This window comes from Coprococcus sp. AF16-5 (assembly GCF_003479365.1).
Classification (GTDB): domain Bacteria; phylum Bacillota; class Clostridia; order Lachnospirales; family Lachnospiraceae; genus Coprococcus; species Coprococcus aceti.
Genome location: NZ_QUGZ01000002.1, coordinates 54585 through 72011, shown reverse-complemented (window position 1 = coordinate 72011; position 17427 = coordinate 54585). Strand labels below are relative to the sequence as shown.

Below are 17427 nucleotides of genomic sequence, written 5' to 3'. Positions count from 1 at the left end.
GGTGCACAGGCTGCTGGTTGAAAAAATAAAGGAGGACAAAATTATGCTTAGAACAGATTTACCAGAGATAATCACAGAGACACTGCCGGGACCAAAGGCAGCGGAGGTAATAAAGAGAAGAGAGAAGGCAGTGCCATCTGCCATTAGGTGTGCGTATCCGGTTGTTATAGACAAGGGTGAGGGTGCCATGATACAGGATGTGGATGGCAACAAGTTCCTAGACTGGATAGGTGGTGTCGGAGTCCTGAATATCGGATTCTCACAGCCGGAGGTCGTTGAGGCTGTCAAGACACAGGCTGACAAATATTTCCACGGCATGTTCAATGTGGTAACCCATGAGGGATATGTGGCACTCGCTGAGAAGCTTGCGTCCATTGCACCAGTAAAGGGCGACGAGAAGAAGGTGTTCTTCGCAAACAGTGGTGCTGAAGCTGATGAGAATGCTGTAAAGGTTGCAAAGAGCTTTACAAAGAGACCAAATATCATCGTATTTTCGGGAGCTTTCCACGGCAGAACACATTACACAATGGCCATGACATCCAAGAAGGCTTATGCAAAGGGGATGGGTGAGCTTGCAAATGGAGTGTTCAGGGCACAGTTCCCATATTACTACAGGAATCCTGAGGGAATGCCACAGGAGGCAGCTCTTGATTACTATATGAATTCGCTCACAGATGTATTTGAACAGTGCGCAGCGGCAGATACCATTGCGGCAGTTGTTGTTGAACCTCTTCAGGGCGAGGGTGGTTTCATACCTGCACCTATCGAGTGGGTAAAGGCTGTCAGAAAGCTCTGTGATGACCATGGAATCCTTCTTATTGCGGATGAGGTACAGAGCGGTTTCTGCAGAACAGGAAGAATATTTGCCAGTGTATATTGGCAGGAGTCAGGCGTACAGCCTGATATCATAGCAACAGCCAAGTCTATAGCAGCAGGTGTTCCGCTGTCAGCCATCATCGCAAGATCAGAGATCATGGAGGCTGTCGCTCCTGGAACAATAGGCGGTACATACTGTGGAAATCCGCTTGCCTGTGCAGCAGCCCTCAAGACTATCGAGATCATGGAGAGAGATGATCTTGCAGGACGTTCATGTGAGATTGGTGAGAAGGTTGTGGCAAGATACAATGAGCTCAAGGAGAAGTATGAGTGCGTTGGCGATGTCAGAGGACTCGGTGGAATGGTAGGAATAGAGTTTGTCAAGGATAAGAAGACCAAGGAGCCTGCTCCTGAGCTTACCTCTGCGGTCATCACCGAGTGCTGGAAACGTGGCTTGCTGGTTGAGGGCGCAGGAACTTACAATAATGTCATAAGATTCCTTGCACCGCTTGTCATCACAGATGAGCAGCTTGCCGCCGGCCTGGATATCTTCGAGGCAGCAGTGGAGGCGGCGTCTAAGTAGACGCTTGAAAAATTAGAAGATACACGACATAATATATCACAAGGAGGACCCGCGATAGCGGGAGATGCCTTGAGATAATGCGGGCGCCGCACGGAGTGCATAGGAATGCGCCCGCTCAGTAATATATCACAAGGAGGACCCGCGAAAGCGGGAAATGCCTTGTGATAATGTTGAGCGGGAGGGGTACGATGGATTATTTATCACATAATGTTGCTGTGAATCTGAATAGAATGAGGACCTCCAAAGGTATGAGCCTGGATGTGCTGTCTGAGCAGACGGGTGTCAGCAAGAGCATGCTGGCGCAGATTGAGAAGGGCACTGCTAATCCGTCTCTGGGTGTCATGGGCAAGATAGCCAGCGGCCTCAGAGTTGAGTTTCATGAACTTATTGATCCGCCGCCGATGGAGGCCTGTCTTGTGAATCCAGAGGAGCTTGTTCCAATCAAGGAGGCAAAGGGACAGTATAAAGTGTGGACGTGTTTTCCGTATGAGGACAGCCATGAGGTGGAGATATACCGTATAGACATTGAGCCGGGAGGCACATATGTCAGCGGCTCCCATGGTGAGAAGACAAGAGAATACCTGTCGGTTACAGAGGGTGTTCTGACTGTTGAGGCAGGTGATACAAAACAGAAGGTCGGCAAGAACCAGATATACAGGTTTGAGACTGATAAGGTTCATGTGTACAGCAACGATGGGAATGAAAAGGTGAGCTGTATATGTGTATTCCTGGACTATCACTAACATGGAAATATGAGCGGTATTAAGTGTAAAATAATGTACATACAATGTGGTTGTAAAAGATTATCATCTGTCCAATATAATGCACAAAATGTTCAATAAAATAATGTTCTGAAGTGCATGGTAATACAAATAAAGTCAGATAATAAGCCAATCTTAAGAAAATTAAGAAAAGGTGTTGACATGTATTATATTGAGTGGTATCTTAAGTGTGTCAAATATAAAGAACAAGAATTTAAGGCAAAGGAGCCTGGACGAACATTCGTCCGCAGTCTCCTTTGCCTTTTTTGATGCTTGGGGACAAAAACGATCCGGCACCATGATTCTTCTGATTTTACAAAATGTAGTGGAGGTAAGGATTATGAAATTAAAAGACACAGGATTAACATTTCAGGACATTAAGGACAAGGTAGACAAGTACATGATCGAGACATATGAGCGTTTCGATTTCCTCGCTGAGACAGCAAAGGACATGTACATATATGATGAGAACGGCAACGGATATCTTGATTTCTACGCCGGAATCGCAGTAAACAGCGCAGGTAACTGCAATGAGAAGGTTGTTGAGGCTGTCAAGGATCAGGTCGGTGACATCATGCACACATTCAACTATCCTTACACAATTCCACAGGCACTGCTTGCTGAGAAGGTTTGTACGACTATTGGAATGGACAAGATATTCTTCCAGAACTCAGGAACAGAGGCCAATGAGGCTATGATCAAGATGGCCCGTAAGTATGGTATTGAGAAGTATGGTCCAAACCGTTACCATATCGTGACTGCAAAGCAGGGCTTCCATGGAAGAACATTCGGCGCCATGTCAGCAACAGGTCAGCCGGGAAATGGCTGCCAGGTGGGATTTGGTCCTATGACATACGGCTTCTCATATGCACCTTACAACGACCTTCAGGCATTCAAGGATGCATGTACAGAGAACACTATAGCGATCATGGTTGAGCCTGTACAGGGCGAGGGCGGTGTACATCCTGCAACAATGGAATTCATGAAGGGACTCAGAGAGTTCTGTGATGAGAATGACATGCTTCTCCTTATAGATGAGGTTCAGACAGGCTGGTGCAGAACAGGAAATATCATGTCATACATGAATTACGGAATCAAGCCGGATATCGTGTCCATGGCAAAGGCTCTCGGCGGCGGAATGCCGATTGGAGCTATATGTGCAACCGCTGAGGTTGCAAAGGCATTTACACCTGGTTCACATGGAACAACATTTGGTGGACATCCTGTATCATGTGCAGCAGCACTTGCAGAGGTAAATGAGCTGCTTGACAGAGATCTTGCAGGAAATGCAAAGAAGATGGGAGATTACTTCGCAGCAAAGCTTGAGAAGATCCCACATGTAAAGGAAGTAAGACATCAGGGGCTCCTGGTTGGTGTTGAGTTTGATGATACGATCGGCGGTGTGGATGTAAAACATGGATGTCTTGACAGAAAGCTTCTGATCACAGCCATCGGAGCTCATATAATCCGTATGATCCCACCACTTATCGTGAACGAAGAGCAGTGTGATAAGGCTGTTGAGATCATCACAGATGCAGTGGCAGAATTAAGTAAATAGGGGAAACGCGAAGCCCCTGGAAGGAGCGATGTAGATGAAACATTTTGTTGTGACCGTTGGATGTGAATATGGCAGCGGTGGAATAGAGATTGGCAAGATGGTAGCGAAATCTCTGGGAGTTGAGTATTACGACAGAGATCTGATAGATAAGGTCGTTGAGGAGATTGGCGTTGACAGAGATCTTGTCAAGAAGGCGGATCAGGGCGAGACAGTCAAGTATGAATTTGATACAAGCTTTGGACCGCGATATGCAAACCTTACAAACAGGGTTATTTATAAGCAGTTTGAGGTTATCAATAAATTTGCAGAGAAATCTTCCTGTATCATCATAGGACGGTGCAGCAATTATATACTCAAGGACAGAGATGACTGTCTGAATGTATTCATATATGCACCTACAGAAAAGAGAATACAGTATGTCATGGAGAAGAAGGGGCTTGATCATGACAAGGCGGCTGAGCTTGTCAAGTACAACGATGGGATGCTCAGTTCCAGATATAACTACATGACAGGTGGAGATATGAGAGACTGCAGCATGCGAGACATGATGATAGACTCCAGTGTACTTGGCCTTGAGAAAACTGCAAAGTACATACTTCAGATGATAGATCTGAGATTTGAGGATTAAGCATAAAAGAAATTGTGAATTAACATATATATGCAATTCCAACTACATCGCGAATATAGAAAATGACAATGGCGTCAGATGAACACGAAAAGTGTGATTCCTGACGCCATTTTTTTAACATTTTAACAAACTGTGGATGGTGTGCTTGGATGTATTAGAAAGGATGATATTATGGCAGGAAAAAAATCAGAATTTGATAAAGTATTTTCTGCCTGGGACATACTGGTGATAGCCTTTGGAGCCATGATCGGCTGGGGCTGGGTAGTATCCTCAGGCGACTGGATCACGAGAGGTGGAGTAATAGGAGCGGCCATCGGATTTGCACTTGGCGGTGTGATGGTATTCTTCGTTGGACTCACATATGCAGAGCTTACAGCGGCCATGCCTCAGTGCGGCGGCGAGCATGTGTTCAGCTATAAGGCTATGGGACCGATAGGTTCTTACATATGTACATGGGCTATTGTACTTGGATATGTCAGTGTTGTATGTTTCGAGGCGTGTGCACTTCCAACCATCATCACTTATATATATCCAAAGTTCCTTCAGGGATATCTGTACACGGTGGCAGGTTTTGATATCTATGCATCGTGGCTTGCGGTTGCAATAATAGTTGCGATATTTATAACATATATCAATATAAAGGGCGCGAAGACAGCAGCACTTCTGCAGACCATACTTACAGTTGTGATCGGCGGTGTTGGTATTCTTCTCATAGTTGCATCAGTTGTGACAGGAGATGCCTCAAACCTTGACGGACAGATGTTCAACGGAGACTCCACAGGGGAGATATTTAAGACTATCCTCAGAGTTGCTGTTACCACACCATTCTTCTTCATTGGATTCGACGTAATCCCACAGGCTGCAGAGGAGATCAATGTACCTCTCAAGAAGATCGGTAAGATCATGATACTCTCAATTGTTCTTGCGGTTCTTTTCTATGCACTTATCATCATAGGTGTAGGTTATGTCATGAATTCATCTGAGGTAGCTGCATCCATGGATGGATCAGGTCTTGTTACAGCGGATGCCATGGCAAAGGCGTTCAACAGCAGTATTATGTCGAAGGTTCTTATTGTAGGAGGTATGTGCGGTATCGTTACTAGCTGGAACTCATTCCTCATCGGAGGAAGCCGTGCAATGTACTCCATGGCAGAGTCATACATGATCCCGAAGACATTTGCAAAGCTTCACAAGAAGCACAAGACACCTGTAAATGCACTTTACCTCATCGGTTTCCTCTCAGTTCTTGCTCCTCTTGCAGGCCGTAAGATGCTGGTATGGATAGTTGACGCAGGTAACTTTGGATGCTGTCTTGCATATTGCATGGTATCCCTTTCATTCCTGATACTCAGGAAGAAGGCACCGGATATGAAGAGACCATATAAGGTTAAGCATTATAAGATTGTTGGTGCACTGGCAGTCCTCATGTCTGGTTTTATGGTTGTGATGTACATAGTTCCAAATTCAGGAAGTGCACTCGTATGGCAGGAATGGGCTATGGCGGGTGGCTGGTCACTTCTTGGTGTGGTATTCTTCATAATATGTAAGCTTAAATATAAAGAAAAATTCGCTTCACATGTCGATGTCCTCATTGATGATGAGATCGTAGATGAGGAAGAGAACAGAGAGGAAGAGGTCAAGGCTGCTATCGAGCTTGTTATGGCTGAGGAGGATGAGACAAAATTTGTTCAGCCTATTGCCTTCAACTACAATCTTCCTGTAAATATTGCATTTGGTACCGGAAAGGTTGCCCAGACCGGTGAACTCACTAAGCCGTATGGTAAGAAAGCGCTCATCGTCACAGGCCGCAGCAGTGCAAAGAAGTCAGGCTTGTATGACAAGGTAAATGACAGTCTGAAAGCAGCAGGTCTTGAGACTGCACTGTTTGATAAGGTTGCACAGAATCCGCTCACTACAACAGCTATGGAAGGTGCAGAATTTGCCAAGGCAAATGGCTGTGATGTGGTCGTTGCCATAGGTGGTGGAAGCATCATGGACTGCGCAAAGGCTATAGCGTTCCTGGCACTCAATGATGGAGATATCAACGATTACATATTTGGCAGAAAGGTCAGCGATACGGCACTTCCGCTTGTGCTTATTCCTACAACCTGCGGAACAGGTTCAGAGGGAAATGGATTTGCGGTTCTCACCAATCCGGAAAATGGCGACAAGAAGTCACTCAGATGCAATGCCATCGTGGCAAAGGTATCCATCGTGGATCCGGATTGCATGAAGACCATGCCAAAGCATGTGCTTGCAGCAGTTGGATTTGATGCACTGTGTCACTGCATGGAGGCATACACATCAAAGATCTCGCAGCCATTTACAGATGCGCTTGCACTATATGCGATTGATCTTATTGCCCACAATCTTGTGGATGTATATAAGGGCAGAGGAACCCAGGAGAGCTGGGAGAAGATAACACTGGCCAGCACCATAGGCGGTATGGTCATCAACACAGCCGGAGTTACACTGGCTCACGGAATGGAGCATCCGGCCAGCGGACTTAAGGATATAGTTCACGGCAAGGGACTTGCAGCTCTGACACCTGTTATCATCGAGGCATCCTACAAGGGAGATCATTTCAAGTTTGCGAAGATCGCCAGAATATTTGGTGGTATCACGGCGGATGATCTGGCACCGAAGATCAGAACTCTTCTGAAGAATCTTGATCTGGATGTCAAGCTTTCAGATCTCGGAATCGAGGAGAAGGATATTCCTTGGATGGCTGAGAACTGCATGAAGGTTTCAGCAGCCAGCATAGCTAACAACCCTGTGGTATTCACACAGGAGGAGATCGCTGAGATATATAAGAAGGCAATGTAAATTGTAATATAAAGGATAGCAAACCGCTGCAGCCGGATGGGTTTCCGACTGTGGCGGTTTTTATTGTGAATTATAGTGCTTGCATATCTTTTCTAATTCTGCGAAGTTTAAGCAATCATGCCTTCGTTTAAAATATTCGCCGGACATGTATTTGTTGTAAAGAACGTTGGCTTTGTTGACTATTTTGTCGTAATTTTCATTACACCATTGGAGCTCCTGCCTGTAGAGTTGCTTTCTTTTGGCAATTTCAGAGGTATCGTGCTTTCTTATTTTGGTATCTATTCTTGATAATTGGGATGTTTCAACTGGAATCATTCTGCTGAAATTGAGAGCGGCGATGATTTTGCTATTTATAATAATTCGAGAAAAATCAATCCTATCAGACATGTTTTCGTGTTTTGGTTTGAAGGATGTTAATGGTATACAATATTTTTGACCATTACAAGTGACTATAATTCCGATATATGGTCGAGTATGTTTAGCTAGTTGTGGACTTGAGTTGTATATTCTGTCATCTTTGGCGTGTAGATTGCGGATATATTTCATATCTATCCAATATAATTTTAATTCGTGTTTCAATATGCCTCCTTATAAAATGTAAAAGGACTATGCGTACATAGTCCTTTTTATAGTTCACCTGAAAGGTGACGCTATTCTGCTGAATGTCCACTTATATAATTGGCAGGACTCTCCATATGACTATAGAATAGCATAGAACCTGCATTTGTCAAGTTGTGTAAGTATAATAATTTGTTATGGTAAAAAATGCAATAACAGCCAAGGATATTTAACAGAATGTTTATAAAAGAATACATATTGTAAAATAAAGAATTTGTGTTATCTTGTTTAATTGGATTGCAGTTTGTATCAGGGAACTACCTACTGCATGAGACAGACTGCAAATATTAAATATAGATAGAAAAGAGACGATGCGTATGCTAAGAAAGAACAGAGAACTCAGACAGACATCCGAAACATTCCTGCTCAGTGCGATACTTGCGCTTTCGGGGGGATTTCAGGATGCATATACATACAATGCCAGAGATGAGGTGTTCTCCAACGCCCAGACAGGAAATGTGGTTCTCATGAGCCAGCATCTTATGATGGGAGATTTTAAGATTGCATTGAGATACCTTTTTCCGTTGATCGCATTTGCACTTGGCGTGCTGGTGGCGGAGAGGATAAGCCATAGATACAAGAATGCATCCCGCATACATTGGAGACAGATAGTTGTGCTGGTGGAGATCGTGATATTGTTTGCGGTTGGATTCATACCGGTGAGGTTCAATCTGCTCGCCACGATGCTTGTGTCATTTGCCTGCTCCATGCAGGTTCAGACTTTCAGAAAAGTAAATGGCTACGGCTATGCCAGCACGATGTGTATAGGAAATCTCCGAAGCGGAACGGAGAGTCTGTCGGTATACCTCAGGGACAAAGAGCCTGGGGCACTCAGAAAGGCCATGCACTATTATGGAATCATCATCATATTCGCACTTGGCGCCGGAGCTGGCGGCGTGTGCACGCTGCATCTGGGGTTCAAGTCGATCTGGATATCCAGTGCACTTCTTATGGTGGCACATCTCATGATGTATAAGGAGAAGAGATAACGCACTGTTTTTATCTGAAGAGTAGCTGGATGTTCAAAATATCACAAAATTATCGCTAAACAGCAAAAAAGCGGCAGAAAGATACAATTTTAAATTATTTTGTATCTTTCTGCCGTTTTTTCATAAAAATTCGAAAATATTATGCGCTTACATCCTGTCCTCATACACCGCTTCGTTCGTGAACTCGATTCCAAGCTTCTTGAATGTGTTCATATCAACCGCCGACAGTATGGCAGATGTGTGAAGCTGGCATCCGGCAAGCTTTGGAAGCTGCTGCAGAGCAAGCTTGGCATTTGGATCTGATACTGCACACATGGACAGGGCGATGAGAACCTCGTCTGTGTGGAGTCTTGGATTCTTGCTGCCAAGGTACTGAGTCTTGAGCTTCTGTATAGGCTCGATAAATGTTCTTGAGATCAGGTGTGTCTTCTTGTCGATGCCGCCAAGTATCTTGATGGCATTCAGGAGGACTGCTGATGAAGGCCCGAGAAGGTCTGAGGTAGAACCTGTGACGATGGTTCCGTCTGGCAGCTCAAGTGCAGCGGCAGCAGAACCGGTCTCCTCGGCAAGCTTGTTAGCAACAGGGACAACGGCGCGGTCATCCACGGTGATCTTTGCCTGCTTCATGATGAGTTCTTGCTTGTAGACCTCATCCTTTGTAGCCTCGTCTCTGACAAATCTGTTCACGGACTGATAATATCTTCTGATGATCTCCTGCTTTGAAGCCTCCTGACAAGCCTCGTCGTCAACGATGCAGTTTCCTGCCATGTTGACACCCATGTCTGTAGGTGACTTGTATGGGCAGTGTCCGTAGATTCCCTCGAACATAGCCGCAAGGACAGGGTAGATCTCTATATCACGGTTGTAGTTGACTGTGGTCTCACCGTATGCTTCCAGATGGAACGGATCAATCATATTCACATCGTTGAGGTCGGCAGTTGCAGCCTCGTATGCCAGGTTTACAGGGTGCTTGAGAGGAATATTCCAGATAGGGAATGTCTCAAACTTTGCATAGCCAGCCTTCACACCGCGCTTATTCTCATGGTAGAGCTGGGAGAGGCATGTAGCCATCTTGCCGCTTCCAGGGCCAGGTGCTGTGACGATGACGAGAGGTCTGGTAGTCTCAACATACTCGTTCTTGCCGTATCCCTCATCGCTGACGATCTTTTCTACGTTGTTTGGATATCCATCGATTGAATAGTGGTGGTAAACCTTGATCCCTATTGCTTCAAGCTTCTTCTGGAAAACATCCGCAGAAGACTGTCCAGCGTATCTGGTGATTACCACACTGCTCACATACAGTCCCTTTTCTTTGTATACGCCTATAAGTCTGATGACATCCTGATCGTAAGTGATGCCGAGATCGTGTCTGATCTTGTTGCGCTCTATGTCGGCAGCATTTATAGATATGATCATCTCAGCCTGGTCTGCAAGCTGGAGAAGCATCTGAAGCTTACTGTCCGGAGCGAATCCTGGAAGGACTCTGGATGCGTGATAGTCGTCGAATAACTTTCCACCAAATTCCAGATACAGCTTGTCTCCGAACTGTCCGATCCTCTCTCTGATATGCTCAGACTGCATGGACAGATATTTGTCATTGTCAAAGCCAATTTTTCTCATCTTGTGAATCTCCTTAAACTATAATTGAACAGACATATGGTTTTGTCTGTGTATCTCTTTATGAAATAATGTAATAAGTAAGAATACTTAAATTTATAAAGCGTCCTATAAGAGAATACCACACAGATGGGAGAAAAAACAGAGGAAAGTTCGGCAAAATTGCAAATGTAATAATGCAGTAAATTTTTTCTGTATTATAGTGTTTTATATTGAAAATGATGGATGGATTGGGTAGAGTAAGGGTATGGGAGTAATGCTCGCAAATAGCAGGAACAGGAGGTACAGACATGAGTGCAGATTACATCACAATGACCATACCAAAGCAGAAAAGGATAGCTCTTATAGCCCATGATGCGAAGAAGGAAGAGCTCATCAGATGGTGCGAGGACAACAGGAACATACTGAGCCAGCATGAGCTGTGTGGAACGGGAACTACAGCCCGCATGATAACAGACAGGACAAATCTTCAGGTGAAGGGCTACAACAGCGGTCCGCTTGGAGGAGACCAGCAGATAGGTGCGAAGATTGTTGAGGGAAGGATAGATTTCGTGGTTTTCTTCTCGGATCCCCTGACCGCAGCTCCACACGATCCGGATGTGAAGGCTCTGCTCCGTATCGCTCAGGTGTACGACATACCGATGGCGAACAACAAAGCCACAGCGGACTTTATGATCCAGTCCAAGCTGATGGATGAGCCATACGACCATAAGGTCATCAACTTCCAGAAGAATATCGACAACAGGGCGAACACGCTGGGGAAATAATTGTATAGTGATAATGAAGTCTAAGGATCCACAGGATATCTGGCAAATGTCAGCCGACCTGTGGATTTTTTCTATTATGTAAGCCTCAGATCAAGGCGGCAACTACAACGACTGACGGTGTGAAGATCATTTCAAAGAAGGTTGGCACAGGTGATGATGCGCATTATGAGCTCACAGAGGAGAAGATCGCCAAGATCAAGAGCGTGACTCTGGCAGCAACATCCTACACATACGACACGAAGGCAAAGAAACCTGCAGTCACAGTCAAGGATTCAGCGGGCAAGGTGATTGCAGCATCAAATTACACTGTGACCTATACAAACAATACAAATGGAACAAAGTATACATACAGGATAGTGGCAGTGACAAAACTTGCAAACAGCGTTTCAAAGACATTGAAGATTACATATGGCAAGAATGCCAAGGCTACAGGTTATGAGATCAGATACTCACTCAAGAGCAACATGACAGGAGCAAAGACCATCAAGGTGAAGGGTGCGGCAAAGGTATCTGCAAACGTGACAAAGCTGGTTAAAAACAAGAGATATTATGTCAGCGTCAGATGTTATAAGACAGTCGGCAAGGTGACATATTATTCAACATGGAGTGCTGCAAAAAATACTGTGGTTAAGAAATAATGAACCACATGGCACTGGATATATAGAATTATAGAGTTACAACACGCGGATGTATTGCAGGATTTGCAATACATCCGTTTTGTATATATAATGGGTTGGATGTAAAACATATTTGTATTGAGGTAAATGCATTTGAAAGTTGCAAAATGGATCATGCGGGCCATAGTTGTTCTGGTGGTCGGAGTCATGCTGACTGCGGTGATCATATCCGCCGGGCTTGGAAGACAGGCGCGTATGACGATGAAAGAAGAAAAAAAGGCAAAAGCGAAAAGCTCTTACACAGAAAAAGAGATGACCATAACTGAGAAGTTCCGGGACATTAACATACAGGTGGCAGACGACATGGATGTGAAACTGGTGGAATCCGATGATGACAAATGTCACGTCACATATTTCGATTCGCCCGACGTCATACATTCCGTGACGGTGCAGGATGATGCGCTGGTCATGACCTGTGCCGACAACAGGACATTTGGTTCAGACATGGGCTTTGGAGACGATCCTTATGTCGTGGTGAGTATACCGGAGGGAGAGTATGGAGATATATCCATGACCTCGAAGACGGGAACTCTGGTGTCCAGTGTGCAGATATCCTGTGGGACATTTGAAGTAACTGAGGTGAATGGCGGAGCGTATCTGTCCAATATAACCGCAGAAAATGTAAATGTCGTCACAGATTCCGGTGAGGTCACCATGGCTTCTGTGGATGCGGACAGTGTGAAGGTGAATGGCAGCAGCGGCGACTTTTCGATAATGAACGTCCACGGCGACAATGTCATAATATCCGCGGGCAAGGGTTTGCTTGAGGGGTATAATATAAAGGCGGCAAAGGTTGGACAGTTCATGACATCTTCAGGAGATATAAATGTAGATGCGTGCGATGGACATATGCTCTGGTTTGCGACGGAGAGTGGTAACGTGGATATATCATTCTTGTCGGAGAAACGTTTCCTTGTGAACAGCAAGAGCGGAGAGGTGGACATACCTGAGTCTCATATGGAAAATGAAAACAAGTGCATTGTCGATACCACATCGGGAGATGTCCAGATAAAATATGTTGACAGATAAAATATGTTTACAGATAGAACGACTGAGCTTAGAAGGTTATAATATGGAATTAAAATTTGTTGATATTGATGATTATAGAAAACAGGTAAAGCACCTGTTCGTGACTGCGTTCCCAAGGGAAGAAAGACCTCCTATGTGGATGCTCACCAGAAGATGCAGACAGGGAAAGGCGAGGTTTCGTGCGGTTGTGGACTCGGGCAGGTTTGTCGGACTGACATATGTGATAGGTGATGACAGGGTGAAAACGCTCATGTTCCTTGCGATAGATGAATCGGCAAGAGATGGTGGATACGGCTCTGCAATATTAAAAAGGGTGAGAGCAGAGTATCCGGATCAGAAGCTGTTTCTGAATATCGAGCCCCTTGATGAGAATGCGCCGAATTACGACCAGAGGTGTCGGAGAAAGGCGTTCTACGAGCGCAATGGCCTGTCCTGCCTGGATTACCAGGTCAGAGAAGCCGGTGTTACATATGAGATGATGACCTACGGGGAGTACGTGACACGGGACGAATACGAAAAGGTTATGAGAGTCATGTATGGCTCTCTTCTATATAAGATAATAAAGCGCATGTAAATGCAAATGTACAGGAAAGGAGATCTGTGACATGGCAAAGATGGTGAAGATAATAAAAAAGAAAGATGAATACTCAATGGAATATGAAGTGGGCGATGTGCTCAAGGTGGACAGCACATGGTACGGCGGCGTGACTGTGCTCGGCAAGACCGGTGTGCCGGTGTCCATAGATAAGGATGAATATGAGGAGGTTCAGGATATTTCTGAGCCGGAGAAAGCTGAACCTACGAGCATTGAGGAAGGACTCAGACCTGCGGGACAGGGCGTTTCAACAGAAGCCTTTGACCATTTGAAGGAGATCGAAGATGAGGTCCGCGGCGCTGTGAAGGATCTTCTTGCAGTTGCGGGACTTGAACCCGGCGATGCACTGGTGGTCGGCTGCTCGTCCAGCGAAGTTGCAAATATGAGGATAGGCTCATTCTCCAGTGAGGAGATCGGCAAATGTATAGCGGGAGCAATACTCGATGAACTCAAAGACACAGGTGTCTACATGGCGGCGCAGTGCTGTGAACATCTGAACAGGGCAATAATAGTTGAGAAGGAATATGCAAAGGCGAACAGGATACCGATAGTCAATGTTGTGCCACAGCTCAAGGCGGGCGGTTCATTTGCCACAGCGGCATACGCAGATATGAAGGAGCCAGTGGCTATCGAGGCTATACAGGCACAGGCAGGCATTGATATAGGAGATACTCTCATAGGCATGCATCTTGCGCCGGTGGCCGTTCCGGTCAGATCTGAGCACAGCATGGTCGGAAGTGCACATGTGGTTATGGCGAGAACCCGTGCAAAATACATTGGCGGTGCGAGAGCCTGCTATCGCTAAAAAATAAAGAATTACCCGGAGGTATGACGTGTACGACAATATTATATTTGACTTATATGGAACATTGATAGACATTCACACTGATGAGGAGGACATCGCTGTGTGGAAACATATGTGTGAGTTCTATGCGCAGCACGGAGTGAAATACAATCCGGCAGGACTCAGATCAAGGTACAAGAGACAGATCAGACGCGCAGAACAGGCCATGGCAAAGAAGAGGTTCAAATTCCCTGAGATACAGATACTTGAGGTATTTGAGCAGCTCACGTTGAAAAAAGATCAGACACCGTCCGATTGTGCAGAGCTGACAGTGGCTGCGGCTCAGGAGTTCCGCAAGGCGTCTACAGGATATATAAGACTGTATGACGGCGTGACGGATATGCTCGAACAGCTCAAGCAGGCCGGAAAGAAATTATACATCCTGTCAAATGCACAGAGAGTTTTCACCTTCCCTGAGGTTCAGTCACTTGGCATAGAGGGATATTTTACAGATATATCGCTCTCTTCGGATTTCGGTGCAATGAAGCCGGATGCAGCGTTCTATCAGCAGCTCCTGGACAGAAATCATATCAATCCGAACAGATCCATAATGGTGGGAAATGACGCGGTATGTGATGTGCTGGCGGCGAAGCAGGTCGGACTCCACACCTGTTATGTACACTCCAATATATCCCCGGTGGATGATGCCGACAGAGACATAAAAGCAGACATAATTATGGATGAGGTAAATGTGCCGGAGATGTGCAGACTTATCCTTGAGGATGCCGACAGATAAGACCGGTCATATCCGAATATAAAAAAGAACTATTCGTCTTTAGTTAAAACGAATAGTTCTTTTTATTCTATATATGATCTAGCTGAAAAGCTCTCCGTGCTTCTCATAATCGGTAATACGTGAGATGGAGTTGTCATCATTAACAAATACGACCTTAGGCGTGTGCTCCTTTGCCTCCTCAGGTGTCATTGATGCGTAGCACATGAGAATTATGTGATCTCCGACCTGGACCTGACGGGCAGCAGCACCGTTGAGGCACATAACTCCTGATCCCGGCTCTCCAGCTATGGTGTATGTCTCGAAACGATTACCATTTTCTATGTCAACAATCTGTACTAATTCATACTCAAGGATTCCGGCGGCCTTTAAAAGCTCAGAATCTACAGTTATACTGCCGACGTAATTGAGCTCAGCCTGAGTTACAACTGCGCGGTGTATCTTACTCTTTAACATCGTAATATTCATAAGATTTGCCTTTCTATGCTGTATGCATCCTGTTTACCGCAATTATAATATCATAAATTGACAATATTGCAACAGTAAATAAAATCATTTCTTGATTATATTATTGACATGTGCAAAAATAACTGAAAGAGAGTTGTAGACCGGACATTTGGAAAGGTGGACAATGGAGAGTCAGAATTACTTAACTATTGCAATAGAAAAGATGGGGCACGTCATGCTTGATGACAGGCATATGAAAGCCTCTGACATATATAAAACAGCGGTTAAGCTTCACAAAAAAGAGGATTATAATCCGCCTTCTTATAATGAAGATAAGTTTAAGGTCAGATCGGTGTTTGAGAAGGGCGGACTGTGCTTTTATGTGATGCCTAAAGACGGCAGGGCGACGGAGTTCTTCATGTATATACACGGTGGAGGATTTGTGTCGAGGATAACACACAATGAATGGAAGTTTGTGTTCGACACGGTGGAGAGAACCGGCTATGGGGCGGTGGTTCCGATATACCCGCTTGCGCCGGAGCATTCGGTGACAGAGGCACTGGATATGCTTACGGGTGCGTATGACAAGCTGTGTGACTCGGAGGATGTCCAGCGTCTGGTGCTTCTCGGACATTCATCCGGAGGCTGTCTGGCGTTATCGCTTGCCATACAGTTGTGGAAGAAGGGCAGGAGAAGACCGGACAAGCTCATACTGTGCTCCCCGGTTCTTGACACGGAATTTGAGGACACGGAGCTTGAACAGAAGATGAGTGACAAGAGCCGTTTTATGTACAGATATTACTACACGCCGGGGATAAAGCATTTCCTCTCTGCTTACTGGGTGAAGGATGCGGCAGGCAGGACGGATATGACAAGTCCCGTGTATTACGACATAACGGATATATGCGATGAGATGGATATATTCACGACAAATGACGACATGCTCAACTGCTATGCCAGAAGGCTGTATGATAACGCGAGCAGGACGAATATGAAGGTGCATTACTATCAGTATTATGCGGTGACACACGATTACCTCGAGCATCCCCTCATACCGGAGTGCAAGACCATCATGAAGAAGATCGCCGGCTGCATCAAGGGAGATTCGGATTTTGTACCTGCTGACATAGAGAATGACATCTGGTGCAGGGCGATGATGGCGGAGCGTTATCCAAAGTTATATGAGGACAACGAGGCCATAAAGCTCACGGACAAATTGGGCATCGAGCATAAGAAGAGGAATGCCAGATACACATTTTACGACAGGACAGTCATGATGGAGAGGCTGGTCGCTGTGGACGAGAGGGTCCGAAACTTCATAAACAGATATGCGGACGGAATTATCGTCAATGTCGGATGCGAACTGGATACCATGTTTTCCCGTGTGGATAACGGCCGTATAAAGTGGTACAATGTTGATCTCCCGGAGCGCATAGATATAAGAAGAAAATACATGGAGATCCGGGACAGAGAGGTCAACATAGGAAGTTCAATATTTGATTACGAATGGCTTGATGAAGTGCAGAAGCCTCAGAATGTGGCGATCCTGTTTGTTGTATACGATATGATGAGATATTTTGACAAGGACAAGCTGAAGTTGTTCCTGGATGCGATATGGAAGAAGTATCCGGGGGCTGAGGTTGTATTTGATGCCAAGAATTCGGTTGCAAAACACAGATGGAACAGAAGCGTGTTCATGGGTAAAAACAAAGGAACGATGCTGCGGGTGAGCATAGATAACTGCACAAGTCTTATGTATGACTGGAACATCAAGTACAAGATACTCTGTGATGAACCGATACTCAGAGAAGCGGATCTTGAGAGAATGTTCTCACACAGTGAGGCGAGAAGGTTCAGACATGCCATAAAGAAGAAGTATGACAAGGTCATACATTTGCGGCTTGGCACGGAACATTTCCTTGATAATATGTAATCAGTG

The 17427-nt window shown here is 45.3% G+C and carries 16 protein-coding genes; 13 read left to right on the top strand and 3 right to left on the bottom strand.

Annotation, left to right across the window (positions count from 1 at the left end):
- Window positions 1–43: 43 nt before the first annotated feature.
- The 5 genes from DWW70_RS05245 (at window position 44) to DWW70_RS15400 (ending at window position 7172) form a co-directional block, all read left to right on the top strand.
- On the top strand, window positions 44–1399 hold the full coding sequence (locus tag DWW70_RS05245) for an aspartate aminotransferase family protein (RefSeq protein WP_118649379.1): 1356 nt from the start codon (window positions 44–46) through the stop codon (window positions 1397–1399).
- 188 nt (window positions 1400–1587) lie between these two features.
- A complete protein-coding gene (locus tag DWW70_RS05240) occupies window positions 1588–2142 on the top strand; it encodes an XRE family transcriptional regulator (protein ID WP_022058947.1) in 555 nt (184 codons plus the stop codon).
- A 358-nt stretch (window positions 2143–2500) separates the two neighbouring features.
- The gene (locus tag DWW70_RS05235) at window positions 2501–3718 is read left to right on the top strand and encodes an aspartate aminotransferase family protein (protein WP_022058946.1); all 1218 of its coding nucleotides are present in this window, start codon (window positions 2501–2503) and stop codon (window positions 3716–3718) included.
- Window positions 3719–3752: 34 nt separating this feature from the next.
- Complete coding sequence (locus DWW70_RS05230; protein ID WP_022058945.1) at window positions 3753–4346, top strand: cytidylate kinase-like family protein; 594 nt, start codon at window positions 3753–3755, stop codon at window positions 4344–4346.
- 171 nt (window positions 4347–4517) lie between these two features.
- Window positions 4518–7172, top strand: a complete 2655-nt coding sequence (locus DWW70_RS15400) for a bifunctional amino acid transporter/iron-containing alcohol dehydrogenase (protein ID WP_118649378.1) — start codon at window positions 4518–4520, stop codon at window positions 7170–7172.
- A 60-nt stretch (window positions 7173–7232) separates the two neighbouring features.
- Here the strand turns inward: DWW70_RS15400 and DWW70_RS05220 are convergent, their stop codons facing one another.
- Window positions 7233–7751 (bottom strand): type III toxin-antitoxin system ToxN/AbiQ family toxin, encoded by a 519-nt coding sequence (locus DWW70_RS05220; RefSeq protein ID WP_118649377.1) that lies wholly within the window; start codon window positions 7749–7751, stop codon window positions 7233–7235.
- Between the two features lie 356 nt (window positions 7752–8107).
- Here DWW70_RS05220 and DWW70_RS05215 point away from each other — a divergent pair, with 356 nt between their 5' ends.
- The gene (locus DWW70_RS05215) at window positions 8108–8779 is read left to right on the top strand and encodes a YoaK family protein (protein ID WP_055224431.1); all 672 of its coding nucleotides are present in this window, start codon (window positions 8108–8110) and stop codon (window positions 8777–8779) included.
- A gap of 147 nt (window positions 8780–8926) precedes the next feature.
- On the opposite strand, the gene DWW70_RS05210 is transcribed toward DWW70_RS05215, so the two are convergent.
- A complete protein-coding gene (locus DWW70_RS05210; protein ID WP_118649376.1) occupies window positions 8927–10399 on the bottom strand; it encodes a DUF1846 domain-containing protein in 1473 nt (490 codons plus the stop codon).
- A 287-nt stretch (window positions 10400–10686) separates the two neighbouring features.
- Here DWW70_RS05210 and DWW70_RS05205 point away from each other — a divergent pair, with 287 nt between their 5' ends.
- The 6 genes from DWW70_RS05205 to DWW70_RS05180 all read left to right on the top strand — a co-directional run bounded on the left by DWW70_RS05205 (window position 10687) and on the right by DWW70_RS05180 (window position 15044).
- Entirely contained in the window at window positions 10687–11163 is a 477-nt protein-coding gene (locus DWW70_RS05205) for a methylglyoxal synthase (RefSeq protein WP_055147786.1), read from the top strand.
- Between the two features lie 119 nt (window positions 11164–11282).
- A complete protein-coding gene (locus tag DWW70_RS05200; protein WP_118649375.1) occupies window positions 11283–11801 on the top strand; it encodes a fibronectin type III domain-containing protein in 519 nt (172 codons plus the stop codon).
- A gap of 132 nt (window positions 11802–11933) precedes the next feature.
- Complete coding sequence (locus tag DWW70_RS05195) at window positions 11934–12869, top strand: DUF4097 family beta strand repeat-containing protein (protein WP_158576512.1); 936 nt, start codon at window positions 11934–11936, stop codon at window positions 12867–12869.
- Window positions 12870–12912: 43 nt separating this feature from the next.
- Window positions 12913–13443 (top strand): GNAT family N-acetyltransferase, encoded by a 531-nt coding sequence (locus tag DWW70_RS05190; RefSeq protein ID WP_118649373.1) that lies wholly within the window; start codon window positions 12913–12915, stop codon window positions 13441–13443.
- Window positions 13444–13732: 289 nt separating this feature from the next.
- Window positions 13733–14269: a TIGR01440 family protein gene (locus DWW70_RS05185; RefSeq protein WP_117550523.1), complete on the top strand. Its 537-nt coding sequence runs from the start codon at window positions 13733–13735 to the stop codon at window positions 14267–14269.
- A gap of 28 nt (window positions 14270–14297) precedes the next feature.
- The gene (locus DWW70_RS05180) at window positions 14298–15044 is read left to right on the top strand and encodes an HAD family hydrolase (protein WP_022216757.1); all 747 of its coding nucleotides are present in this window, start codon (window positions 14298–14300) and stop codon (window positions 15042–15044) included.
- Between the two features lie 78 nt (window positions 15045–15122).
- On the opposite strand, the gene panD is transcribed toward DWW70_RS05180, so the two are convergent.
- A complete protein-coding gene (gene panD, locus DWW70_RS05175) occupies window positions 15123–15509 on the bottom strand; it encodes an aspartate 1-decarboxylase (RefSeq protein ID WP_015534201.1) in 387 nt (128 codons plus the stop codon).
- Window positions 15510–15672: 163 nt separating this feature from the next.
- Between panD and DWW70_RS05170 the strand changes: the two genes are divergently transcribed.
- The gene (locus tag DWW70_RS05170) at window positions 15673–17421 is read left to right on the top strand and encodes an alpha/beta hydrolase fold domain-containing protein (RefSeq protein WP_022216758.1); all 1749 of its coding nucleotides are present in this window, start codon (window positions 15673–15675) and stop codon (window positions 17419–17421) included.
- The last annotated feature ends 6 nt before the right edge of the window (window positions 17422–17427 follow it).